Genomic DNA, 19,746 nt, shown 5'->3' on the forward strand with positions numbered 1-19,746 from the left:
ATGAATGAAATTCAACCTCTAGCAAGCGCCGCCGGGATGACCGTCGGCCTTGCCGTTTGTGCCCTTATCCTCGGGCTGATCCTGGCGATGCTGTTTGCCGTCTGGGAATCGTCACGCTGGAAAGTCGTCAGTTGGCTCGGTACCGCCTGGGTGACGCTGCTGCGCGGCCTGCCGGAAATTCTGGTGGTGCTGTTTATTTATTTCGGTTCGTCGCAGTTGCTGTTGATGCTGTCCGACGGCTTCACCCTGAATTTCGGTCTGTTCCAACTGCCCATCCAACTGGCGATCGATAACTTCGAAGTCAGCCCGTTCCTGTGCGGCGTGATCGCGCTCGCCCTGCTCTATTCGGCTTATGCGTCGCAGACGCTGCGCGGCGCATTGAAGGCCGTGCCGCAGGGACAATGGGAATCCGGACAGGCGCTCGGAATGAGCACGACGGCCATTTTCTTTCGCCTGATCATGCCGCAGATGTGGCGCCATGCGCTGCCTGGACTCGGCAACCAATGGCTGGTATTGCTGAAAGATACCGCGTTGGTGTCATTGATCAGCGTTAACGATCTGATGTTGCAAACCAAGAGCATCGCCACCCGCACCCAGGAGCCTTTTACCTGGTACGTGATTGCAGCGGCAATTTATCTGGTCGTCACCCTGTTCAGCCAATACGCTCTCAAACGTATCGAACTGCGCACCACGCGTTTTGAGCGGGGCCAGTCTGATGCTTGAGTTCTTGCCGGAAATTATCAAAGGGCTGCACACCAGCCTCACGCTGACGATCACCGCGCTGATTGTGGCGCTGGTGCTGTCGCTGCTGCTGACGGTGATCCTGACGCTGAAAACGCCAATCCTGACGCCGCTCGTGAAGATCTATATCACGCTGTTCACCGGCACGCCGCTGTTGGTGCAGATTTTCCTTATCTACTACGGCCCCGGCCAGTTCCCGGCGATCCGTGAGTATCCGTGGTTATGGAACCTGCTGTCGCAGCCATGGTTATGCGCGATGATCGCGCTGGCGCTGAACAGCGCCGCCTACACCACTCAGCTGTTTTACGGTGCGGTGCGGGCGATCCCAGCCGGTCAGTGGCAATCCTGCGAAGCGCTGGGCATGTCACGCTCACAGTCGCTGCGCATTCTGCTGCCTTTCGCCTTCAAGCGCGCGCTGTCGTCCTACTCCAACGAAGTGGTGCTGGTGTTCAAAAGTACCTCGCTGGCTTATACCATCACCCTGATGGAAGTGATGGGCTACAGCCAACTGATGTATGGCCGCACCTACGATGTGATGGTATTTGGTGCCGCCGGGCTGGTGTATCTGTGCGTCAATGGTCTGTTGACGTTGCTGATGCGCCTAGTCGAGCGGCGTGCGCTGGCGTTCGAACGCCGCAACTGAGTGTTCTGCCAGTCAGTCTAAAAGCCCTGCCTTCGCGCAGGGCTTTTTATTTCCACTGCGATTTTTAATCATTTATATTGCATATCAATTCATTAAATGGCAGGGTAAACGCCAGCGACCACCGCATGAACCTTTGGGTTATTGTCAGTAAAATCAAGCGGTGGCGAGATAAAAATACGCAGACTTGCAGACAGGAGCTTTACGCATGAAAAAACTATTACTTGCCGCAACGGTGCTGGCCGGGATCGCCTTCAACGCCAACGCTGCGGACACCATTCGCTTCGCCGCTTCCGCCACCTATCCGCCGTTCGAATCACTGGATGCCAGCAATAAAATCGTCGGTTTTGATATCGATCTGGCTAACGCGCTGTGCAAACAAATGAAGGCGGAATGCACCTTCACCAACCAGGCGTTCGACAGCCTGATCGCCGCGCTGAAATTCAAAAAATACGATGCGGTGATCTCAGGCATGGACATCACGCCGGAGCGCAGCAAGCAGGTCGCCTTCACCCAGCCGTACTACGCCAACTCGGCGATTGTGATCGCCCAGAAAGGCAAATTCAGCTCACTGGCCGATCTGAAAGGCAAAAAGGTGGGTATGGAGAACGGCACCACTCACCAGAAATACATGCAGGACAAGCACCCGGAGATTAACACCGTCTCTTACGACAGCTATCAGAATGCCATTCTCGAGCTGAAAAATGGCCGTATCGACGGCGTATTCGGCGATACCGCTGTGGTGAACGAATGGCTGAAGAATAACCCTCAACTGGCGCCGGTTGGCGAGCACGTCACCGACTCGCAGTACTTCGGCACCGGTCTGGGTATTGCGGTGCGTCCAGACAATAAGGCGCTGCTGGCCAAGTTGAACGCCGCACTGGACGCCATCAAAGCCGACGGGACTTACAAGGCCATCAACGACAAGTGGTTCCCGCAGTAAGACGAAGACGACCAGGGCATGGAATACCCTGCCCTGCTTTGTTGCTTTTCAATAATTGCCTTTGGTATCAAATTTGATACCAAAGGCAATGCCATGATCGTTCAACCTATCCTCGCGAATTCAGCCGTCAGCATCAGTGATTTTAAAAAATCGCCTAACGCTGCACTCAAAGAAGCCAACGGGCAACCTGTGGCAGTACTTACCAATGGAAAGATCTCCGGCTATTACGTCTCTCCGGAAACGTGGGAAGCAATCTCTGAATATCTGGAAGATATTGAACTCGTAAAAACAGCCCGTTCACGGATGAGCGGCAAACGTATTAAGGTCAATCTGGATGACTTATAGCCTTGAATTCGAAGAACATGCACTAAAGGAATTTAAGAAATTGGCCCCGGTACTTCGGGATCAATTCAAGAAAAAACTGGCAACAGTATTAGAAAATCCCTGTATTCCCGCCAATAGGCTCTCTGGCCTATCGCGTCATCGACGAGGAGATTGTGGTGCTGGTACTTTCGATAGGTAAGCGTGAGCGCTCAGAGGCCTATACGGCTGCCAAAAAACGCCTTTAATGACGCACCAGCAGCGTCAGCACTTCGTAATGGGCGGTATGCGGGAACATATCAAACAGCTGTACACGCTCGATGCGATAATCCGGCAGCCCTTCAATGTCTTTCGCCATGCTTTCGGCATTGCAGCTTGAATACAGAATGTAGTCTGGCGCCATCTGGTTCAGGTAGTCGCACAGCGCCTGGCCGATACCGCGCCGTGGCGGATTGACCAGCACCAACTGCGGCACGCTGCCTTCAGCGGTGGCAAAACGCGTGGAGTCCAGCGCCTGGAAACTGACGTGCTGCAGACCCAGCGTTTCCGCCGACTGGCGTGCGCAAGCAATGGCTTCGGCGCTGATTTCAATGCCGGTCAACCGGGTTTCAGGCTGCGCACAGTGCAGGCCAAACCCGCCCACGCCGCAGAACAGATCCCACATGCTGTCGATATCCAGCGCCCGAACCCAGTCGCGCGCGGTAGCGTACAATTTGGCCGCCACCTGCGGATTGGTCTGGAAGAAGCTTTGCGGACGGATATACAGCGGCACCTGATTAAACTGCTCCTCCAGCGCCTGCTGCTCGGTCAGGGGGATCTCGCGCTCCCCTTCCATAATCGCCATATGCACCGGCTGAATATTGGCGGAAATCACCCTGAGCTGCGGTAACTGTTGCTGCAACCACGGCAACGCGGCGCGAAGTTGCGCCAGTTTGCTATCCGAACGCAGCACAAAGCGCAGCATTACGCCGCCGCTGTGGGTGCTTTCGGTCAGCAGCAGGTACTTCAGTTCGCCGCGCTTGCGCGCCACGTTGTACGGTGTCAGGCCGGCGCGGGCGATAAAACTTTTCAACACCACGAACATGAGTTCAAAACTGGCAGGATACAACGGGCAAGCACTCAGATCGACCGGCGTGCCATCGCGATGCAGCATGCCCAGCAACGGGCGTTCTACGCTGCCGCTGACCACCATTTTGGCTTTATTGCGAAACGCGCTCTGCTCGCCGGCAAGGGGCTCCAGCCACTGGGCGACATCACGCCCGGCCAGCAGCGATTGCAGGTGATGCTGTTTGTCCATCAGTTGCTGTGGATAAGGTTTTTCCAGCCACTGACAGGAACGGCAGGTTCCCGCCGTATACAAAGCGCAATGCATAAAGATGACCCTGTGGGTTCGGGGTGAATAATTAAGGGCGCAGAGTTTATCACTCTACGCCGTTAAAATCTCAGTGACGCGCGGCGAAATACCGGCGGCTGGTGACGGGAACAAACAGTAACGCCAGGATAAGCGCGTCGGGAATTTTTTGCAGGATCAAGACATGCAGGATCTGGCTGCTGGTTTCCCCTTCAACGGTAAAAACCTCCGGCAGAAAATTGCCGATGGTCGCCAACAGCAAATAACCGACCACCAGGCACTGGCAAATCACGTAGCACCAGCGCCCCCAATTGTGACCGCGCATCACCGCAAAACCGCAGCTGATTTGCAGGCACAGCAACAGCAGGCCGGCCAGGAAAATAAACGTGGAATCCCAGGCCTGAGCGCTGGTACTGACAAATTCCTGAGCGCCGTCGACACCCAGTTCCCCCAACAGCAACAGCACACTGATGCATTTGATAGCCACCATTGCGGTCCCGGCCACCATCACCGGTACTGGCGCATCTGAAGTCGATCTCATTCCCTGCCTGCTGTTCAGCATGTCTGACATATCCGTGTATACAACCAAACGCCGCCTATTCAGGCGGCATATATAAAGTCAGGTAATCAATTGCAATACCAATAATTGCAAAAATAGCAGGTTTGAACCGAATCAGCTACGGGCGGCCTTTTGTAATTCGCGCGATCGCTGTTTTTCCGAGCGCGCCATAAACCACCAGGCAATCAAACCGATAATCCCCACCACCAGCAGAATCAAACTCGCCAGGGCGTTGATTTCCGGATTCACCCCCATACGCACGCTGGAGAACACCAGCATCGGCAAGGTGGTGGCGCCCGGCCCGGCGACGAAGCTGGCAATCACCAGATCATCCAACGACAGAGTGAACGCCAGCATCCAGCCGGCAACCAGCGCCGGGGCAATCATCGGCAGCGTGATCACGAAGAACACTTTTAGCGGCGTCGCGCCCAGATCCATCGCCGCCTCTTCGATCGAGCGGTCCAGTTCACGCAGGCGCGAACTGATCACCACCGAGACATAGGCGGTACAGAAGGTGACGTGCGCCAACCAGATGGTGAACATCCCGCGCTCCGACGGCCAGCCAAACGCGTGCCCCATAGCCACAAACAGCAGCAACAGCGACAGGCCGGTGATCACGTCCGGCATGACCAGCGGCGCGGTCAGCATAAAGGCAAACCCCGTTGACCCGCGGAAACGGCCGAAACGCACCATCACCACGGCGGCAATCGCCCCCAGCACCACTGCGGCGGTCGCCGAAGCGGCCGCTATCGTCAGGCTCAGCCCAACGGCGCTGATCATCGCCGAATCATGGAACAACTCTGAATACCAGCGCGTCGACCAACCGGCCCATACCGTCACCAGCTTGGAGCTGTTGAACGAGTAAATGACCAACATCAACATCGGCGCATACAGGAAGGTGAAACCTATCACCAGAATGGCGATACGCCACGGTGAACGCACTACCGGCAAGTTGTTCATCCCTGCCCCCCCATTTCCTTGTTCTGGTGCTTGTGGAACCAGAGAATCGGTACGATCAGCAACAGCAGCATGACGGTGGCAACCGCCGAGGCCACCGGCCAGTCGCGGTTGTTGAAGAACTCTTGCCACAGCACGCGGCCGATCATGATACTGTCCGGCCCGCCAAGCAGTTCCGGGATCACAAACTCGCCCACCGCCGGGATAAACACCAGCATCGAGCCGGCGATAATGCCGCCGCGGGTCAGCGGCACGATCACGCTAAAGAAGGTTTTCAACGGTTTGGCCCCCAGATCCAGCGAAGCCTCAACCAGCGAGTAATCCAGCCGCGTCAGCGCCGTGTAAATGGGCAATACCATAAACGGCAGGTAGGAATACACCACGCCGATATACACCGCCAGATTGGTATGCAGGATCACCAACGGATGGTCGATAACGCCCAACCACAGCAGGAAATTATTGAGGATACCGTTGTTTTTCAGGATCCCCATCCAGGCGTAAACGCGGATCAGGAACGAGGTCCACGACGGCAGGATCACCAGCAGCAGCAAAATGTTGCGGGTTGAAGATTTGCTATGCGCCACCGCCCAGGCCAGCGGATAGCCGATTATCAGGCAGCAAATCGTCGATACCGCCGCCACCTGCAACGATTGCAGATAGGCATCCAGATACAGCGGATCGTCGGTCAATTGCAGGTAGTTGGCAAAGTTGAGCGCGATATCCAGCTTGCCTTCCGCCCAGCTCATCAGATCGGTATAAGGCGGAACGGCCAACGCCAGCTCCGACAGGCTGATCTTGAACACAATCAAAAACGGCAGCAGGAACAGCAGCATCAGCCACAGCAGCGGCACTGCGATCACCAGCTTGCGGCCGTGGGCCATTTGCAGGCGCTGGAAAAACGCTTTGAGCGGACCGGGGCCGTTAGCCGGCGGTTCCGGCGGCGTGCGTTCAGAAAGCATTGTCATAACAATTACTCCTCACCTTCTCAACTACACCGTCAACACTACGCAGCTGTCGGCTTCCCAACACAGACGCACTTCATCGCCCCAGGTCGGCATCCCTTTGCGGAAACGGTGACCGTTCTGCAACTGGGCACTGAGCATCTGGCCGCTGAGCAGCTTCACGTGGTAGATCGACAGATCGCCGAGGTAAGCGATATGCACCACTTCCCCCACCGCAAAGTTGCAGCCGTCTTGCGGCACCTCTTCGCACAGCATGATTTTTTCCGGTCGCAGCGCAACCTGGATCGGTACGCCGTCCACCACAGACGAATCCGGATCCACTTTTAGCGCATGACGCAGGCCGGGGCTTTGCAGGATCAGCGCATCGTCATGACGTTCCTGCAACACGCAGTCAAAGACGTTGACCGAGCCGATAAATTCGGCGCTGAAGCGGCTGTTCGGATGCTCGTAGATCTCTTCCGGCTCACCGATTTGCACAAACTTGCCACGGTTCATGATGGCGATGCGCCCCGCCATGGTCATCGCTTCTTCCTGATCGTGGGTGACCATTACGCAGGTCACGCCTACGCGCTCAAGAATATCCGTGACCTCAAGCTGCATGCGGTCACGCAGTTTTTTATCCAGCGCGCCCATAGGTTCGTCCAGCAGCAGCAGCTTCGGCCGCTTGGCCAGGCTGCGCGCCAGCGCCACACGCTGACGCTGGCCGCCGGAGAGCTGGTGCGGCTTGCGTTTGGCGAACTCTTGCATGTGCACCAGCGACAGCATTTCCGCCACCCGTTCGGCGATTTCCGCACGCGGCATCTTGTCCTGCTTCAGGCCGAAAGCGATATTCTGCTCAACCGTCATGTGCGGGAACAACGCGTAAGATTGGAACATCATATTGATTGGCCGCTGGTAAGGCGGCACATGCGACATGTCCTGCCCGTCGAGCATAATCTGCCCTTCCGTTGGCTGTTCAAAGCCGGCCAGCATGCGCAACAACGTGGACTTGCCGCAGCCGGATGGCCCCAGCAGCGCAAAGATTTCGCCCTTGTAAATGGTCAGGCTGACGTCTTCGACCGCGTTTTGGCCGTCAAAGGTTTTAGTGAGGTTACGGATTTCCAGCAGAGGGGTGAAAACCTTCTGCGACTTGGCTTGAGGACGAGGAATGACGTCGTTCAATCGGGGTGCTCTCCGGTGTAAAGCAGTGCAAAAAACCACGGCGATTGCCATGGCCCAAAATGGCAACGCAGGCGGGGAGCACCCGCCTGCTGATCAGAACACGACTGAAAACCGGGCTCGGCTGATTGAGCCCTTACGTATTACTTCCCGCTTTTAACTTTAGTCCAGGCACGGGTAATGACACGGTCCAGCTTCGGCGATTGCACGTTCAGCGTGAACAGCTTGGCGCGCAGATCGGCCGGTGGGTACACGTTCGGGTTATTGCGTATATCGGCGTTCACCAGCGGCGTGGAATCCTTCACCGCGTTGGCGTAATACACGAAGTTGCTGATGCCTGCCATCACGTCCGGCTTCAGCAGGAAGTTCAGGAACTGGTAAGCAGCGTCCTTGTTTTTGGCATCCGCCGGCATGGCGAACATGTCAAAATAGGTCAGCGCCCCTTCTTTCGGGATGGTATAAGCCACGTTCACCCCGTTCTTCGCTTCTTTGGCGCGGTTAGCTGCCTGCATCACGTCGCCGGACCAGCCGATCGCCACGCAGATGTCACCGTTCGCCAGATCGTTGATGTACTGGGAAGAGTGGAAGTAACGGATGTTTGGCCGCAGCTTGAGCAGCAGATCGTTCGCCGCACCGGTGTAATCGGCCGCGTTGGTGCTGTTGGGATCTTTACCCAGATAATGCAGCACGGTCGCGTAGATTTCGCTAGGTGCATCCAGGAAGGAAACGCCGCAGCTCTTCAGTTTTTCAAGGTTTTCCGGTTTGAGGATCAGATCCCAACTGTCGACCGGCGCGTCTTTGCCCAGCACCGCTTTCACCTTGTCGACGTTGTAGCCGATGCCGGTGGTCACCATCAGGTAAGGAATGCCGTACTTGTTGTCCTTGTCGTTATGCGCCACCAGCTGCAGCATCTCGGGATCAAGGTTTTTGTAATTCGGCATTTTGCTCTTGTCGAGCGGCTCGAAGATACCGGCCTTCGACTGGCGCTCAAGGAAGTTGGAAGAAGGTACCACCAGGTCATAACCGGTGCTGCCTGCCATCAATTTGCCTTCCAGCACTTCGTTGGAGTCAAAGACGTCGTACACCACTTTGATGCCGGTTTCTTTCTGGAATTTAGCTAAGGTGTCCGGCGCAATATAGTCGGACCAGTTATAGACGTGCAGCGTTTTTTCATCGGCTGACGCTGTGACGGACGCGGCCATCAGCAGGCCGGCAACAACACCCGATAACCACTTTTTACGTTGGGTGACCATCCGTAACTTCCTCCAAAACAGGGGTGAATCATAGAATTGAACTTGTATCCCGAAATGATACAAAACCTTTCCTGATCGAGCGCAATCGTTGCAACCGCGAATTGAATGGCTATGCATTTGATTGCATACGCCTTTTTCAGCTGTCCAGCCCGCGTGGTTACAAGGGGAATCGCAAGCCCTTAGCAGAATCAGCAGCATAACCGCTGTTGCCGGAACGCACCAGCCTTCAGGGCCAAAAACGCCTTTTATCGATTTTTTATGCAGTTTCTCTCTATGTGATACGCCATTAATGGCATAAACGGCGAGAAATATCTGGCAACAGGGGGTAAAACGCAGAATATATTATTGCGGAAGGAAATAAGGGCAGCATGCCGCCGGAGGTACGGCATGCATCATTTACAGCGGCGATCAGTGCAACATGGGCTGGCGGTCAGCGGCAGCCGGGTTCTCTTCTTCGTCACCCATAAACAGCAGATCGTTCGCCCGCGCCTCGAGGATCACCATCGAGATCTGTTCTTCGCCCTGCTGCATAAAGTGGGTGAACTGCTCCAGCGTCACGCCCACGGCGATACTCAGCGACTGGCAGACGATCAGTTTCGGCAGGTTGTCGTCCTGGATATCGACAAACGCCTTGATGGTCAGCGAGCTGGCGTTGATCTGGCTGAGATCGGCCACCAGCGGGATCAGCGCGGTCGGCTTTACCTCGGCCAACGCGGAGAACAAGATCACGTTGTCTACCAGATCGATCTTGGCGTCAAACACGCCGTCGAAGTTTTGCATGTGCGGCAGGTGCAGCGCCTGACAGGAATCGCACTCAAAGAATGAAATGCCCGATTGATCCAGCCAACGTCGCAACAACGCCAAATCAGGGACAATGAGTGAATCCATATTACCAGCCTCACAATATTCAAAACGCGAAAAAGGCGCATAGCTTACGGAATATTGCCCCAATACGCCACGATCAAAGCCGCTTAATTCGCTATTAGGATAAATATGGGCGAGAAAAGGTCACAGCACCAGCCGCAAAGCAGCGAATCTTTGCCGACAGGCATTCAGCCGCCCGATTTCAAGCGAAACCCTGGCCGAGCGCGCTGTTCAATGTATTCGATCATCATGCCGGCGATATCCAGCCCGGTGGTTTTCTCCACCCCTTCCAGCCCCGGTGAAGCGTTGACTTCCATCACCAACGGGCCGCGGGCGGCACGCAGGATATCCACCCCGGCGACATCCAATCCCAGCGTAGCCGCGGCCTTCACCGCAATCGCCCGCTCTTTGGCGGTAATGCTTACTTTATGGGCTGTGCCGCCGCGGTGCAGGTTGGAGCGGAATTCCCCGGCCTTGGCCTGCCGCTCAATGGCGGCCACCACCTTGCCGCCCACCACCAGACAGCGCACATCCCTGCCCTGCGCCTCGCGAATGAACTCTTGCACCAGAATATGGGCATTGAGACCGCGGAAGGCGTCAATCACGCTCTCCGCCGCCTGGCGCGTTTCCGCCAACACCACGCCGATACCCTGAGTGCCTTCGACCAGTTTGACCACCAGCGGCGCACCGCCGACCAGCTCGATCAGATCGCCGGTATCGTCCGGCGAATGAGCGAAACCGGTGATCGGCAGATCTATCCCCTGGCGCGCCAGTAATTGCAGCGAGCGCAGCTTGTCGCGCGCCCGGGTGATCGCCACCGACTCATTCAGCGGATAGCTGCCCAGCAGCTCAAACTGCCGCAGCACTGCAGTACCATAAAAAGTGATGGCGGAGCCGATACGCGGGATCACCGCATCATAACGGTCCAACTGACGGCCGCGATAATGGATAGTCGGCGCGGCGGGGTTGATGTTCATATAACAGGAGAGCGGATCGATAATATCAATGCTGTGCCCGCGCTGCTCCGCCGCTTCCAGCAGACGTTTGCATGAGTACAGCGTTCCATCGCGCGAAAGAATGGCAATTTTCACTCGTCACCCCAAAAGCAATTACCTGCCAGGCAGGAAGGCATGTTATCGGCGGCCGGCGCTCAGGCGCGCGGCTCACGGTCTTTTTTATCATCCGGCGCGTTTTTCGGATCGGGCTTGCGCCGATCGTTTTCCGGCGGCAGGCCTCCACGCATCAACGGACCAAACCCCTGCGCTACGCGCCAGACCAAAAACGCCGCAGCCGGCACCATCAGCGCCACCCCGAGAAAGATCATCGCCACCGCCGCCTGCTGTGAAGCCAGCCAACCCGGCAACCGGACATGATCGTGAATACTCAGATAAGCCAGCACCAACAACACCATACCCAGGCCTTCCAATACCAGCACCGGGCGCGGTAAGTCACCGAATGAACGCATATTTTTCTTCTCCAGAGGCACTGCCTCCAGTGTAGTGAATTCCCCCCGGCGGCGACAGCCCCGGTGGCTTAATCGGTTACGTGAATCAGATTAACAGGTAATTCCTGCTTTTTTTTCACCGAGCCAACGGGCATAGTAACCGACATCAACGCAGGTAATGCGCAGACCAAGGCTTTTTCGGCTGACAGAATGTCGTTGCAGTAGCGATTAACTAATTGAATATCAACCAAGGAGTGATGCATGTTTGCAGTAATCTTCGGGCGCCCAGGCTGTCCTTATTGTGTCCGTGCGAAAGAGTTGGCGGAAAAACTGACTGAAGACCGTGACGATTTCAACTTCCGTTATATTGATATCCACGCAGAAGGCATCACCAAGGCCGACCTGGAAAAAACCGTCGGCAAGCCGGTAGAAACCGTACCGCAGATCTTCCTTGATGAAAAACACGTTGGCGGCTTCACCGATTTCGAAGCCTACGCCAAAGAAAACCTGAATCTGTTCCAGTAAACCCTCAGGTTTAAAGACGAAAAGGCGCTTAGAGCGCCTTTTTTTATTGCCGTTCGCGGCGGTGGTCTGGCTGAAACGCCTGCAGCAGGCTGCGCGCAAACAGCGCCAGCATAGCGCCGAATACGCACCAAAACACCGCGCTGGTGGCATAAGCCAGCTCCTGCCAGAACGAATAATACGGCGTCAGCCAAAAATGGCGGATCGTCAGGCACAGCGGCAATGCATACAGCGCGCCCAACAACGGACAGAGGATCCGCTTTTTGCTCGACAAATAGCTGGCGATCATGCCGGGTATAACAAACAGCAACAGACCGGTTTCACCGTGATGCTCGTGATCCGTGCTGCCGAATGCCCCGCTCTGCTGGCCGAGAAACACCAGACTGAACAACAGAGAACAGCTTAAAATGCCTACCCAATACCGATAATTCGCCATGCGGAGACTCCCCTTTAGCGTCGTCACTACCCCATAGAAATCAGCCATGTCACAAAACCGGTGACGCCTTGCCATAAACGGCAACGCTGAGCTGAACTTTTTCCTTGGTCTAAAGAGAGTTAAATGCGTTCGGCAGCGCAGGAACTCAGCTTAATGCTGGCTGTCACGCGCTATAGCGACTAGAATATACGCCGCCGATCGATGGTTCGAATCGCCTTCCGCTGGTTAGTTATTTATGACGTCATTTTCCGACTGAATTTATATCTTATAGTCATCTACATCAAGCACTTACTGGTAAACAATAAGTTATCCTCCGTGAACATAAACGTCGCTAGTTTGTTAAACGGTAACTACATCCTGTTACTGTTTGTGGTACTCGCACTGGGGCTGTGCCTCGGTAAAGTTCGTCTGGGCTCCGTTCAACTCGGTAATTCCATTGGCGTTTTGGTGGTTTCGCTGCTGTTGGGCCAACAACATTTCGCCATTAACACCGAAGCGCTGAATCTCGGCTTTATGCTGTTTATTTTCTGCGTCGGCGTGGAAGCCGGACCAAACTTTTTCTCGATTTTTTTCCGCGACGGCAAAAATTACCTGATGCTGGCGCTGGTGATGGTCGGCTCGGCGATGGTGCTTGCCATCGGCCTCGGCAAGTTGTTCCATTGGGACATCGGGCTAACCGCCGGCATGCTGGCCGGGTCGATGACCTCGACCCCGGTGCTGGTGGGCGCAGGCGACACGCTGCGTAACACTATCGTCAACGGCCCGGCGCTGCTGGCGGCACAGGACCATCTGAGCCTCGGCTATGCCCTGACCTACCTGATTGGCCTGGTGAGCCTGATCTTCGGCGCACGCTACCTGCCCAAGCTGCAACATCAGGATCTCTCCACCTCCGCCCAGCAGATTGCCCGCGAGCGCGGTCTGGACACCGACAGCCAGCGCAAGGTTTACCTGCCGGTCATTCGCGCCTACCGCGTTGGCCAGGAGCTGGTGGCCTGGGCCGATGGCAAAAACCTGCGTGAGCTGGGCATCTATCGCCAGACCGGTTGCTATATAGAACGCATCCGCCGCAACGGCATTCTGGCGAACCCGGACGGCGACGCGGTGCTGCAAGTGGGCGACGAGATTTCCCTGGTCGGCTACCCGGATGCCCATGCGCGGCTGGACCCCAGCTTCCGCAACGGTAAAGAAGTGTTCGACCGGGATCTGCTGGACATGCGCATTGTCACCGAAGAGATCGTGGTCAAGAACAGCAATGCGGTGAACAAGCGCCTGAGCCAGTTAAAGCTGACCGATCACGGCTGCTTCCTCAACCGGGTGATCCGCAGCCAGATTGAAATGCCCATTGACGACAGCATAGTGCTCAACAAAGGCGACGTGCTGCAGGTCAGCGGCGACGCGCGGCGGGTGAAAAGCGTGGCGGAGAAGATCGGCTTTATCTCTATCCACAGCCAGGTGACCGATCTGTTGGCCTTCTGTTCTTTCTTCATCATCGGGTTGATGATTGGCCAGATCACCATCCAGTTCAGCAATTTCTCGTTCGGTATCGGCAACGCCGCCGGCCTGCTGATGTCCGGCATCATGCTGGGCTTCCTGCGCGCCAACCACCCGACCTTCGGCTACATTCCGCAGGGCGCGTTGAACATGGTGAAAGAGTTTGGCCTGATGGTGTTTATGGCCGGCGTCGGCCTGAGCGCTGGTGCGGGTATCGGCCACAGCCTCGGTGCCGTCGGTGGCCAGATGCTGGTCGCCGGGTTGATCGTCAGCCTGGTGCCGGTGGTGATCTGCTTCCTGTTTGGCGCCTATGTGCTGCGCATGAACCGCGCCCTGCTGTTCGGCGCGATTATGGGAGCGCGTACCTGCGCACCGGCAATGGAAATCATCAGCGATACCGCACGCAGCAACATCCCCGCGCTGGGCTACGCCGGAACCTACGCCATAGCTAACGTATTGTTAACCCTGGCAGGTTCGTTGATTGTGGTGTTGTGGCCGGGAATACTCGGCTAACCGATAAGCAGCAAAGATGAATCAGTGGCAAATATATTTTGAAATTTTTATCGCCGGCGAGAACTTTCCTTTCCGGGGGTAGTCTGAATTAGTGCCACTGCTTTTCTTTGATGTCCCCATTTTGTGGAGCCCGTTAGTCCCGCCTTTTTAGGTTCAAGACTATCGGGTTTTTTGTTGCCTAAAACCTTCCGCCCCTTACAAAACGTGCCCCTCGGCCGGCCCTGTCTCCCCTGAGGAGCTCACCATGCGCATTGCCCTACTCGCTGACTATCAGAACGTCGCCGAACAGAAATAGGTTGGTCGAAGCCGCACGGCCCGCCAATGAAGAGGGCCGTAAGGCCCCGAATGCCGATGATGACAACGGGAAGGCTGCAGATTTTATCAGGCATCCGTCACCCTGCCCGCTGGTCTAAATCACTGCTCTTGCGAGTAAGCGACCCATTTGGCCATGTCGTGATGCGAGATATTCCCGCCGCACACCACTATCCCGATGACGGCATCAGCGGGCAACCTGGGTGCGGTGGCAATGACTGCGGGTATCAGCGCGCCGGATGCGAGTTCAACCCATAATTTTGCCTGTTCGCCAAAGGCGAGCATGCCGTCAATCGCCTCTTTGTCCGAGACAACAACTATGTCCTCGGCATAAGCTTGAGCATGGGCCAGCATCATTTCATCAATAATTGGTACCCCAAGGGTAGAGATGATCGAGGTGACATCAATATTTACCGGCTTTCCGGCGCGCAGCGCCTGATGCATCGAACTGGCACCTGTGGTCTCTACGCCCCAGATTCGGATATCCGGCTTGATGGCCTTTAGCGCCGTAGCCGCACCGGCCAACATGCCTCCACCGCCCACGGCAATGAAAACGTCGGTCAGCTCCGGGCAATCGGCAATAAACTCAAGCGCCAGGGTTCCATGCCCTTCAGCTATCAGCGAATCGTTGCAGTCGTCGATGACGACATATCCCTCGTCAGCCATAACTTTGGCGCGCTCAAATGCCGCGTGAACATCGGTTTCTATGATGACGGAACTGCCCAAGTCCCGGACTCGGTCGACAGAGGTCGCCGGCGCGTTGGGAGGCATGATAATAGTGACGTTGGCGCCAAAGATCTTCGCAGCCTCGGCAATGGCGATACCAAAATTACCGCCGCTCACCGCGACAAATCGGGTCTCTTTGAAATCGCCTTTCAGGCTCAGGAACTTGTTAAGCACTCCGCGTGCTTTAAAGGAACCGCCAAGCTGAGTATTTTCAAGTTTCAGGAAAACCGGTCTCTGAATCTTTTCGGCCAATCTCGAGCCGGCAATGGTTGGCGTACGGATGACCTTCCCTGCTAACCGCTCTGCCGCCGCGGCAACCGCGCTAAACTCAATTAATGTTGTCATTTTTGCCCAGTCAGATAGAGGTTGTTGAATCACGTGTTTGGCAAACTATCCCGACTGAGAATAGAGTTCTGCGGGCAGGGTTGCAACAGGCATACATATTGGTTTTTGCCATAAAAAAACCCGCCTGCGGGCGATTGCCAACTGCGCAATCCACTCTCCAGACGGGTTCGTTTTCCTGTAATGACTTAGCCGTGCCGCATTACTTTTGTTCGGCGCTGCTCAGAGTGTCTTCGGCTTTCCACACGCGGTATTTCACTTCCACGTCTTTAGGCACGTAAACCACGATCGGCAGGCGGCTGTTGTAGCGCTGCATGGCGGCATCGCCCAGGTTGGCGGCGATGAACTTCTGCTGCCTGGTGCCGTCCGGGCAGGCCATCATGGTGGAGGCCGGTGCAGACAGTTTATCCAGCACCAGGTAGTCGTAGCCCCAGCCGGAAAGGGTTTTGCTCTCCAGCGTGCCGCCCATCATGTGGCGGTTACAGTCCACTTCCAGCGTTTTGCCGATCAGCAGCTCAACCTTGAAGTTTTCTTCCTGCTCCTGCTTCGGCAGGTAAATGACCTGGCGGCTCATGCCCTTTTCCGCTTTCGGATACGGCGCGACCTTTTCCAGCGGCTGTTTGCTGATATCGGCGTCAACGGCCGGAGTGGCAGCAATAGCGCTGGCGGATGCGGCCATCAGCAGGCCGGAAAATACAACGGATGCCTTGTTCATGTTTTATCCCTACAATTTATAAGATGCTCCGGCCATAAACTAATACACTGCCGCCAGCCTGGCTATAGGTTTAATCTTCTTTACAATAGCCAGTACGTAGTTACAAAAACCTATCGCTAGCCATTGATCGGGACAAAACCTTAGTGGGTTGCGGTTTTGGCGATATAGGCCTTCACCACCTGATAAACATAGTCCTGGCATGCCAGCCCGGTTTGCGGGTCGTATTTGCCCTGATTGGTAATATTGTTGGAGAGCACCCGGATGCCGATAAACGGAATAGCGAAAGAAGCGGCGATCTGCGCCGCAGAAGCCGTTTCCATCTCTTCAACCGAGGTGTGATAACTTGCCCGGAAATGGCTAATACGGTCCAGTTCGCTGTTCCATACGTCGGCGGAGCCAATCACGCCCTCAACCACTTTGCCCCGGGTGTAGCTTGCTTTAACGCCTTCCGCTATCGCCAGCAGTTTGGCGTCTGCCGGGAACTGGCGAATGCTGTGGACATTTTTATCCTCTCCCGCACTGCCCTTCGAAGCCAGCAGGTCCATGGGTTGCCATTGCCGCGAGTCGCTGCCTTCCCCTGCCGCCTTCTTCGGTGTTTTAAAGGCGCCCAGGCTGACCGAATACTTGCCCAGCACAATATCGTAGACCTTGAGCGCCGGATCATGGCCGCCTGCGGTTCCCTGGTTGATAATCGCTACCGGTTGGAAACGGGTGGCGGCAATCGCCGTGGCCGCCGCTGCATTGGACATACCTTTCTGGGTTTCCGAGACCACTACCGGATAGCCGTCCACGGTGCCATGCCAGAAACGCCAGCCGCCAATCTGTTCCTCACGCGGGTTATCCAGACGTTGGGCGAAGCGTTCCGCCTCCACCGGCATTGCGCCTTGCACCACAATCGGCCCGGCTGCATGGCCCTGCTGCGCCAGCGCTAACGCGGAAAATGTCACGCCACAGGCGGCCAACAGCATAAAGCTCAGTTTTTTCGTCATCACCACAGCATCCCGATAAAAAGCAAAGGTTTACCTTAGCCGAAAGGCGCAAGCCCGCCTATCGCTTTCTCGCGGGCCCGCCGAAGGGTTAAGGTTTTCTTAAGACAGAATTATTACAGTGGCCTAATTCCTCACTGCCACCGAGCCTGCGCGTGAACCAAAAACCTTCATTAAATCAATCCTCAACGACACCACAAATTCAGACTAACGCCCTTTACTCCTTACCGGCATCCTTTTACCTTTGGCAGGTTTTTGGGTTGATAGTCAGTGGATTGTTGTTCCTTTGGCTGTCACGCAACGAACAGCTGGACTGGGCAATCAGCAATTACTGGTTCGATGCCGCCAGCGGACATTTCCCCTGGCAGAACGATCGCTGGCTGGATTTGATCAACCATCGTTTGCTGAAAATCGGCGTGATTAGCGGTGCGGTGCTGGCGCTGTTTTATGGGATTTACCGCCGTAATCCGCGCATGATCGTCGCCATGCTGCTGATCGGTATCGGGCCGTTGGTGGTCGGGATCCTCAAAGCCACCAGCGCACATTCCTGCCCATGGGATCTGATCGAATACGGCGGCAAAGCGATGTCCTACCCACTGTTCGGCGCGGTGCCGGCCGAACCGGGGCCGGGCCGTTGCTTTCCCGGTGGCCATGCTTCCAGCGGTTTTGCGGTGATGGCGCTGTTTTTCCTGTTTTATCCGCAACGCCCGCGCCTGGCTTACTGGTGCTGGTTTGGCGGCATGGCGCTCGGCATGATGATGGGGTTCGGTCAGGTTATGCGCGGCGCACATTTTCTTACCCATAACCTGTGGGCAGGTTGGTGGGTTTGGCTCAGCCAACTGGCTGTTTATTGGATGGTGAGCGGGTATTTCCGCCGCAAGACAAGGTAAATATTATGGAGCAGTTGAATCATCTTCTTTTCGCCTGGATCAACGCGACCCCGGCGTCCCCCGAGTGGTTAATCGATGTCGCGACCTTTCTGGCGCGCGATCTGATCGCCATCGTGCCTGTGCTGATCGTCGGGTTATGGCTGTGGGGGCCGCAGAGCCAACTGGTATCGCAACGTGAAGTGGTGGCCAAGACGACGATTGCTCTGCTATTCGCCATGCTTTCTGCCGCTACCATCGGCATGTTGTTGCCGCACGAACGGCCGTTCGTCGCCGGTATCGGCTTCACCTTCCTGGCCCATGCGCCGGACAGCTCATTCCCCAGCGATCACGGCACTGCCATCTTTACCTTTGCCCTGTCCTTCCTGTTCTGGCACCGGGTTTGGTCCGGCATTTTATTGCTGATCGTCGCGGCCGGCATCGCCTGGTCACGCGTGTATCTTGGCGTGCACTGGCCGCTGGATATGGTCGGCGGCTTCCTGCTCGGCCTGGTCGGCTGCTTGTTCGCACAACTGGTGTGGAACCTGTTTGGCGATGCTATCGCCGCCAAACTGACGCGCCTGTACCATTTCCTGTTCGCCTTCGCAATCCGCAGGGGCTGGGTAAAAGAATAACCGCGCATAACGGCAGGGGCGGTACCGTCCCTGCCATTACACCACCCCGGTGGTGACGCGAAACTCCCGCGTTTTTCCTCCTCCCAACATTGTTACCGCAACTCCGCCGGGCGTATGTGGGCTGCAGGTAGCCGGCTGAACAAACCTGAACACGCGTTGGCTGCCTTGTTGCGTAACGGGGCGCAGACCGTAATTGAATTGGGCGGTAGAAAACCGCGTTACGTACCGCCTGCCCTTTGATGCCAGCATAAAGAACTCAGCCTGATCGACATACAGTGACAGATCGTCCGAGCACAGCATCTCTTGTTCGGCTACGCTCCCGTGTGGTGCCAACGCCGGAGCCGGCAGATTCTGACGGAAGACCGCATCCGGAATGCAGCCATAGTTAAGGTGGCAAACGTAGTCCAACGGCAGCGGCTCATCAGCAAGGTTGGTGATTTGCATCTCGATGGCAAATTGTGCGCTGTCCGCCGTTAAAAGCAATGCCGGGCGTACCCGGCAACGTGGGTGAGAAAGTTCTCCGCTGCCGTAAAGCGTCAATGTATCGCCTTCCACCTGCAGCCCTATCCTTTGCATCTCTGATAACGGACTGTCTTGCTCCGGCCAGGGTGAATGAAAGGCAGTACCGCCGACAAGCTTGCCCTTGCCCGACCGGGCGCTGCGACGCCCCGACTTCAACGAATAGCCATCAAAATCGGCATCCCAAATCGTCAGGCCACGGTAAGGCAATACCGTCAGCGTGCCACGGCGATTTGCCAGCGTCAGCACCTGGCCTGCCTCTTCGCAGATAAAAGCTGTGACCACAAAATCCGCATTGCGGAAAACTTCATCCGGTTGCATCCCAAACTGCTCAGGTGCCAGATTTATCATTATGTTCCTCCTTTTCCCCTGGACATTCCGCCCGTAAACGCGCGGCCTGCACCTAAAATGTTACTTAAATAACATAACACCCTTCCTTATGTTATACACCTGACAGCCAAAAAACGATGATCTGCGCGTCATTTTAAAA

22 protein-coding genes and 1 pseudogene are annotated in these 19,746 nt (G+C 56.0%); 9 read left to right on the forward strand and 14 right to left on the reverse strand.

Translation table 11 applies throughout. From position 1 onward, the window contains the following. From artQ to QZQ97_RS09685, 5 genes and pseudogenes are all read left to right on the forward strand, one after another. A complete protein-coding gene (gene artQ, locus QZQ97_RS09665; RefSeq protein ID WP_311993248.1) occupies positions 1-723 on the forward strand; it encodes an arginine ABC transporter permease ArtQ in 723 nt (240 codons plus the stop codon). Further along, on the forward strand, positions 716-1,384 hold the full coding sequence (gene artM, locus QZQ97_RS09670; protein WP_311993249.1) for an arginine ABC transporter permease ArtM: 669 nt from the start codon (positions 716-718) through the stop codon (positions 1,382-1,384). The genes artQ and artM overlap by 8 nt, the downstream gene beginning before the upstream one ends. A gap of 205 nt (positions 1,385-1,589) precedes the next feature. Continuing rightward, positions 1,590-2,324: an arginine ABC transporter substrate-binding protein gene (gene artJ / locus QZQ97_RS09675; RefSeq protein WP_311993250.1), complete on the forward strand. Its 735-nt coding sequence runs from the start codon at positions 1,590-1,592 to the stop codon at positions 2,322-2,324. A 93-nt stretch (positions 2,325-2,417) separates the two neighbouring features. Further along, positions 2,418-2,669 carry a type II toxin-antitoxin system Phd/YefM family antitoxin gene (locus QZQ97_RS09680; RefSeq protein ID WP_311993910.1) on the forward strand — a complete coding sequence of 84 codons (252 nt, stop codon included), beginning with the start codon at positions 2,418-2,420 and terminating at the stop codon, positions 2,667-2,669. Beyond that, a pseudogene (locus QZQ97_RS09685) lies at positions 2,659-2,893 on the forward strand (type II toxin-antitoxin system RelE family toxin). Before QZQ97_RS09680 ends, QZQ97_RS09685 begins: the two are co-directional and overlap by 11 nt. Here QZQ97_RS09685 and rlmC read toward each other — a convergent pair. The 9 genes from rlmC to QZQ97_RS09730 form a co-directional block, all read right to left on the reverse strand. Beyond that, positions 2,890-4,017: a 23S rRNA (uracil(747)-C(5))-methyltransferase RlmC gene (gene rlmC / locus QZQ97_RS09690; RefSeq protein ID WP_311993251.1), complete on the reverse strand. Its 1,128-nt coding sequence runs from the start codon at positions 4,015-4,017 to the stop codon at positions 2,890-2,892. The pseudogene QZQ97_RS09685 and the gene rlmC overlap by 4 nt on opposite strands. Positions 4,018-4,087: 70 nt before the next feature. Then, entirely contained in the window at positions 4,088-4,567 is a 480-nt protein-coding gene (locus QZQ97_RS09695; protein WP_311993252.1) for a YbjO family protein, read from the reverse strand. Between the two features lie 102 nt (positions 4,568-4,669). Further along, positions 4,670-5,515 (reverse strand): putrescine ABC transporter permease PotI, encoded by an 846-nt coding sequence (gene potI, locus QZQ97_RS09700; protein ID WP_006320894.1) that lies wholly within the window; start codon positions 5,513-5,515, stop codon positions 4,670-4,672. Next, positions 5,512-6,477: a putrescine ABC transporter permease PotH gene (gene potH, locus QZQ97_RS09705; RefSeq protein ID WP_062792954.1), complete on the reverse strand. Its 966-nt coding sequence runs from the start codon at positions 6,475-6,477 to the stop codon at positions 5,512-5,514. The genes potI and potH overlap by 4 nt, the downstream gene beginning before the upstream one ends. 24 nt (positions 6,478-6,501) lie before the next feature. After that, a complete protein-coding gene (gene potG / locus QZQ97_RS09710; RefSeq protein ID WP_013812251.1) occupies positions 6,502-7,635 on the reverse strand; it encodes a putrescine ABC transporter ATP-binding subunit PotG in 1,134 nt (377 codons plus the stop codon). A 140-nt stretch (positions 7,636-7,775) separates the two neighbouring features. Then, positions 7,776-8,885 carry a spermidine/putrescine ABC transporter substrate-binding protein PotF gene (potF, locus tag QZQ97_RS09715; protein ID WP_006320897.1) on the reverse strand — a complete coding sequence of 370 codons (1,110 nt, stop codon included), beginning with the start codon at positions 8,883-8,885 and terminating at the stop codon, positions 7,776-7,778. Positions 8,886-9,293: 408 nt separating this feature from the next. After that, entirely contained in the window at positions 9,294-9,773 is a 480-nt protein-coding gene (locus QZQ97_RS09720) for a YbjN domain-containing protein (protein ID WP_004942518.1), read from the reverse strand. A gap of 164 nt (positions 9,774-9,937) precedes the next feature. Further along, positions 9,938-10,840, reverse strand: a complete 903-nt coding sequence (gene rimK / locus QZQ97_RS09725) for a 30S ribosomal protein S6--L-glutamate ligase (protein ID WP_311993253.1) — start codon at positions 10,838-10,840, stop codon at positions 9,938-9,940. A gap of 59 nt (positions 10,841-10,899) precedes the next feature. Then, on the reverse strand, positions 10,900-11,214 hold the full coding sequence (locus tag QZQ97_RS09730) for a YbjC family protein (protein WP_311993254.1): 315 nt from the start codon (positions 11,212-11,214) through the stop codon (positions 10,900-10,902). 240 nt (positions 11,215-11,454) lie between these two features. Here QZQ97_RS09730 and QZQ97_RS09735 point away from each other — a divergent pair, with 240 nt between their 5' ends. Then, on the forward strand, positions 11,455-11,718 hold the full coding sequence (locus tag QZQ97_RS09735; protein WP_004942515.1) for a GrxA family glutaredoxin: 264 nt from the start codon (positions 11,455-11,457) through the stop codon (positions 11,716-11,718). 43 nt (positions 11,719-11,761) lie between these two features. On the opposite strand, the gene QZQ97_RS09740 is transcribed toward QZQ97_RS09735, so the two are convergent. Beyond that, positions 11,762-12,151: an inner membrane protein YbjM gene (locus tag QZQ97_RS09740; protein WP_311993255.1), complete on the reverse strand. Its 390-nt coding sequence runs from the start codon at positions 12,149-12,151 to the stop codon at positions 11,762-11,764. A 315-nt stretch (positions 12,152-12,466) separates the two neighbouring features. Between QZQ97_RS09740 and QZQ97_RS09745 the strand changes: the two genes are divergently transcribed. Beyond that, positions 12,467-14,155 carry an aspartate:alanine antiporter gene (locus QZQ97_RS09745; RefSeq protein ID WP_311993256.1) on the forward strand — a complete coding sequence of 563 codons (1,689 nt, stop codon included), beginning with the start codon at positions 12,467-12,469 and terminating at the stop codon, positions 14,153-14,155. A 414-nt stretch (positions 14,156-14,569) separates the two neighbouring features. Here QZQ97_RS09745 and QZQ97_RS09750 read toward each other — a convergent pair whose 3' ends face one another. The 3 genes from QZQ97_RS09750 to QZQ97_RS09760 form a co-directional block, all read right to left on the reverse strand. Further along, complete coding sequence (locus QZQ97_RS09750) at positions 14,570-15,538, reverse strand: threonine ammonia-lyase (RefSeq protein ID WP_311993257.1); 969 nt, start codon at positions 15,536-15,538, stop codon at positions 14,570-14,572. A gap of 199 nt (positions 15,539-15,737) precedes the next feature. Continuing rightward, the gene (eco, locus tag QZQ97_RS09755; protein ID WP_311993258.1) at positions 15,738-16,250 is read right to left on the reverse strand and encodes a serine protease inhibitor ecotin; all 513 of its coding nucleotides are present in this window, start codon (positions 16,248-16,250) and stop codon (positions 15,738-15,740) included. A gap of 140 nt (positions 16,251-16,390) precedes the next feature. Beyond that, a complete protein-coding gene (locus tag QZQ97_RS09760) occupies positions 16,391-17,239 on the reverse strand; it encodes a 5'-methylthioadenosine/S-adenosylhomocysteine nucleosidase (RefSeq protein WP_311993259.1) in 849 nt (282 codons plus the stop codon). A gap of 152 nt (positions 17,240-17,391) precedes the next feature. Here QZQ97_RS09760 and QZQ97_RS09765 point away from each other — a divergent pair, with 152 nt between their 5' ends. Both QZQ97_RS09765 and ybjG read left to right on the forward strand, forming a co-directional pair. Next, the gene (locus QZQ97_RS09765) at positions 17,392-18,126 is read left to right on the forward strand and encodes a phosphatase PAP2 family protein (RefSeq protein WP_311993260.1); all 735 of its coding nucleotides are present in this window, start codon (positions 17,392-17,394) and stop codon (positions 18,124-18,126) included. A gap of 5 nt (positions 18,127-18,131) precedes the next feature. Then, positions 18,132-18,737, forward strand: a complete 606-nt coding sequence (ybjG, locus tag QZQ97_RS09770) for an undecaprenyl-diphosphate phosphatase (RefSeq protein ID WP_311993261.1) — start codon at positions 18,132-18,134, stop codon at positions 18,735-18,737. Between the two features lie 36 nt (positions 18,738-18,773). On the opposite strand, the gene QZQ97_RS09775 is transcribed toward ybjG, so the two are convergent. Continuing rightward, positions 18,774-19,607, reverse strand: coding sequence for a hypothetical protein (locus tag QZQ97_RS09775; RefSeq protein ID WP_311993262.1), 834 nt, complete (start codon positions 19,605-19,607; stop codon positions 18,774-18,776). Positions 19,608-19,746: the final 139 nt, after the last annotated feature.

The organism is Serratia sp. root2 (assembly GCF_031931805.1).
Lineage (GTDB): Bacteria > Pseudomonadota > Gammaproteobacteria > Enterobacterales > Enterobacteriaceae > Serratia > Serratia inhibens.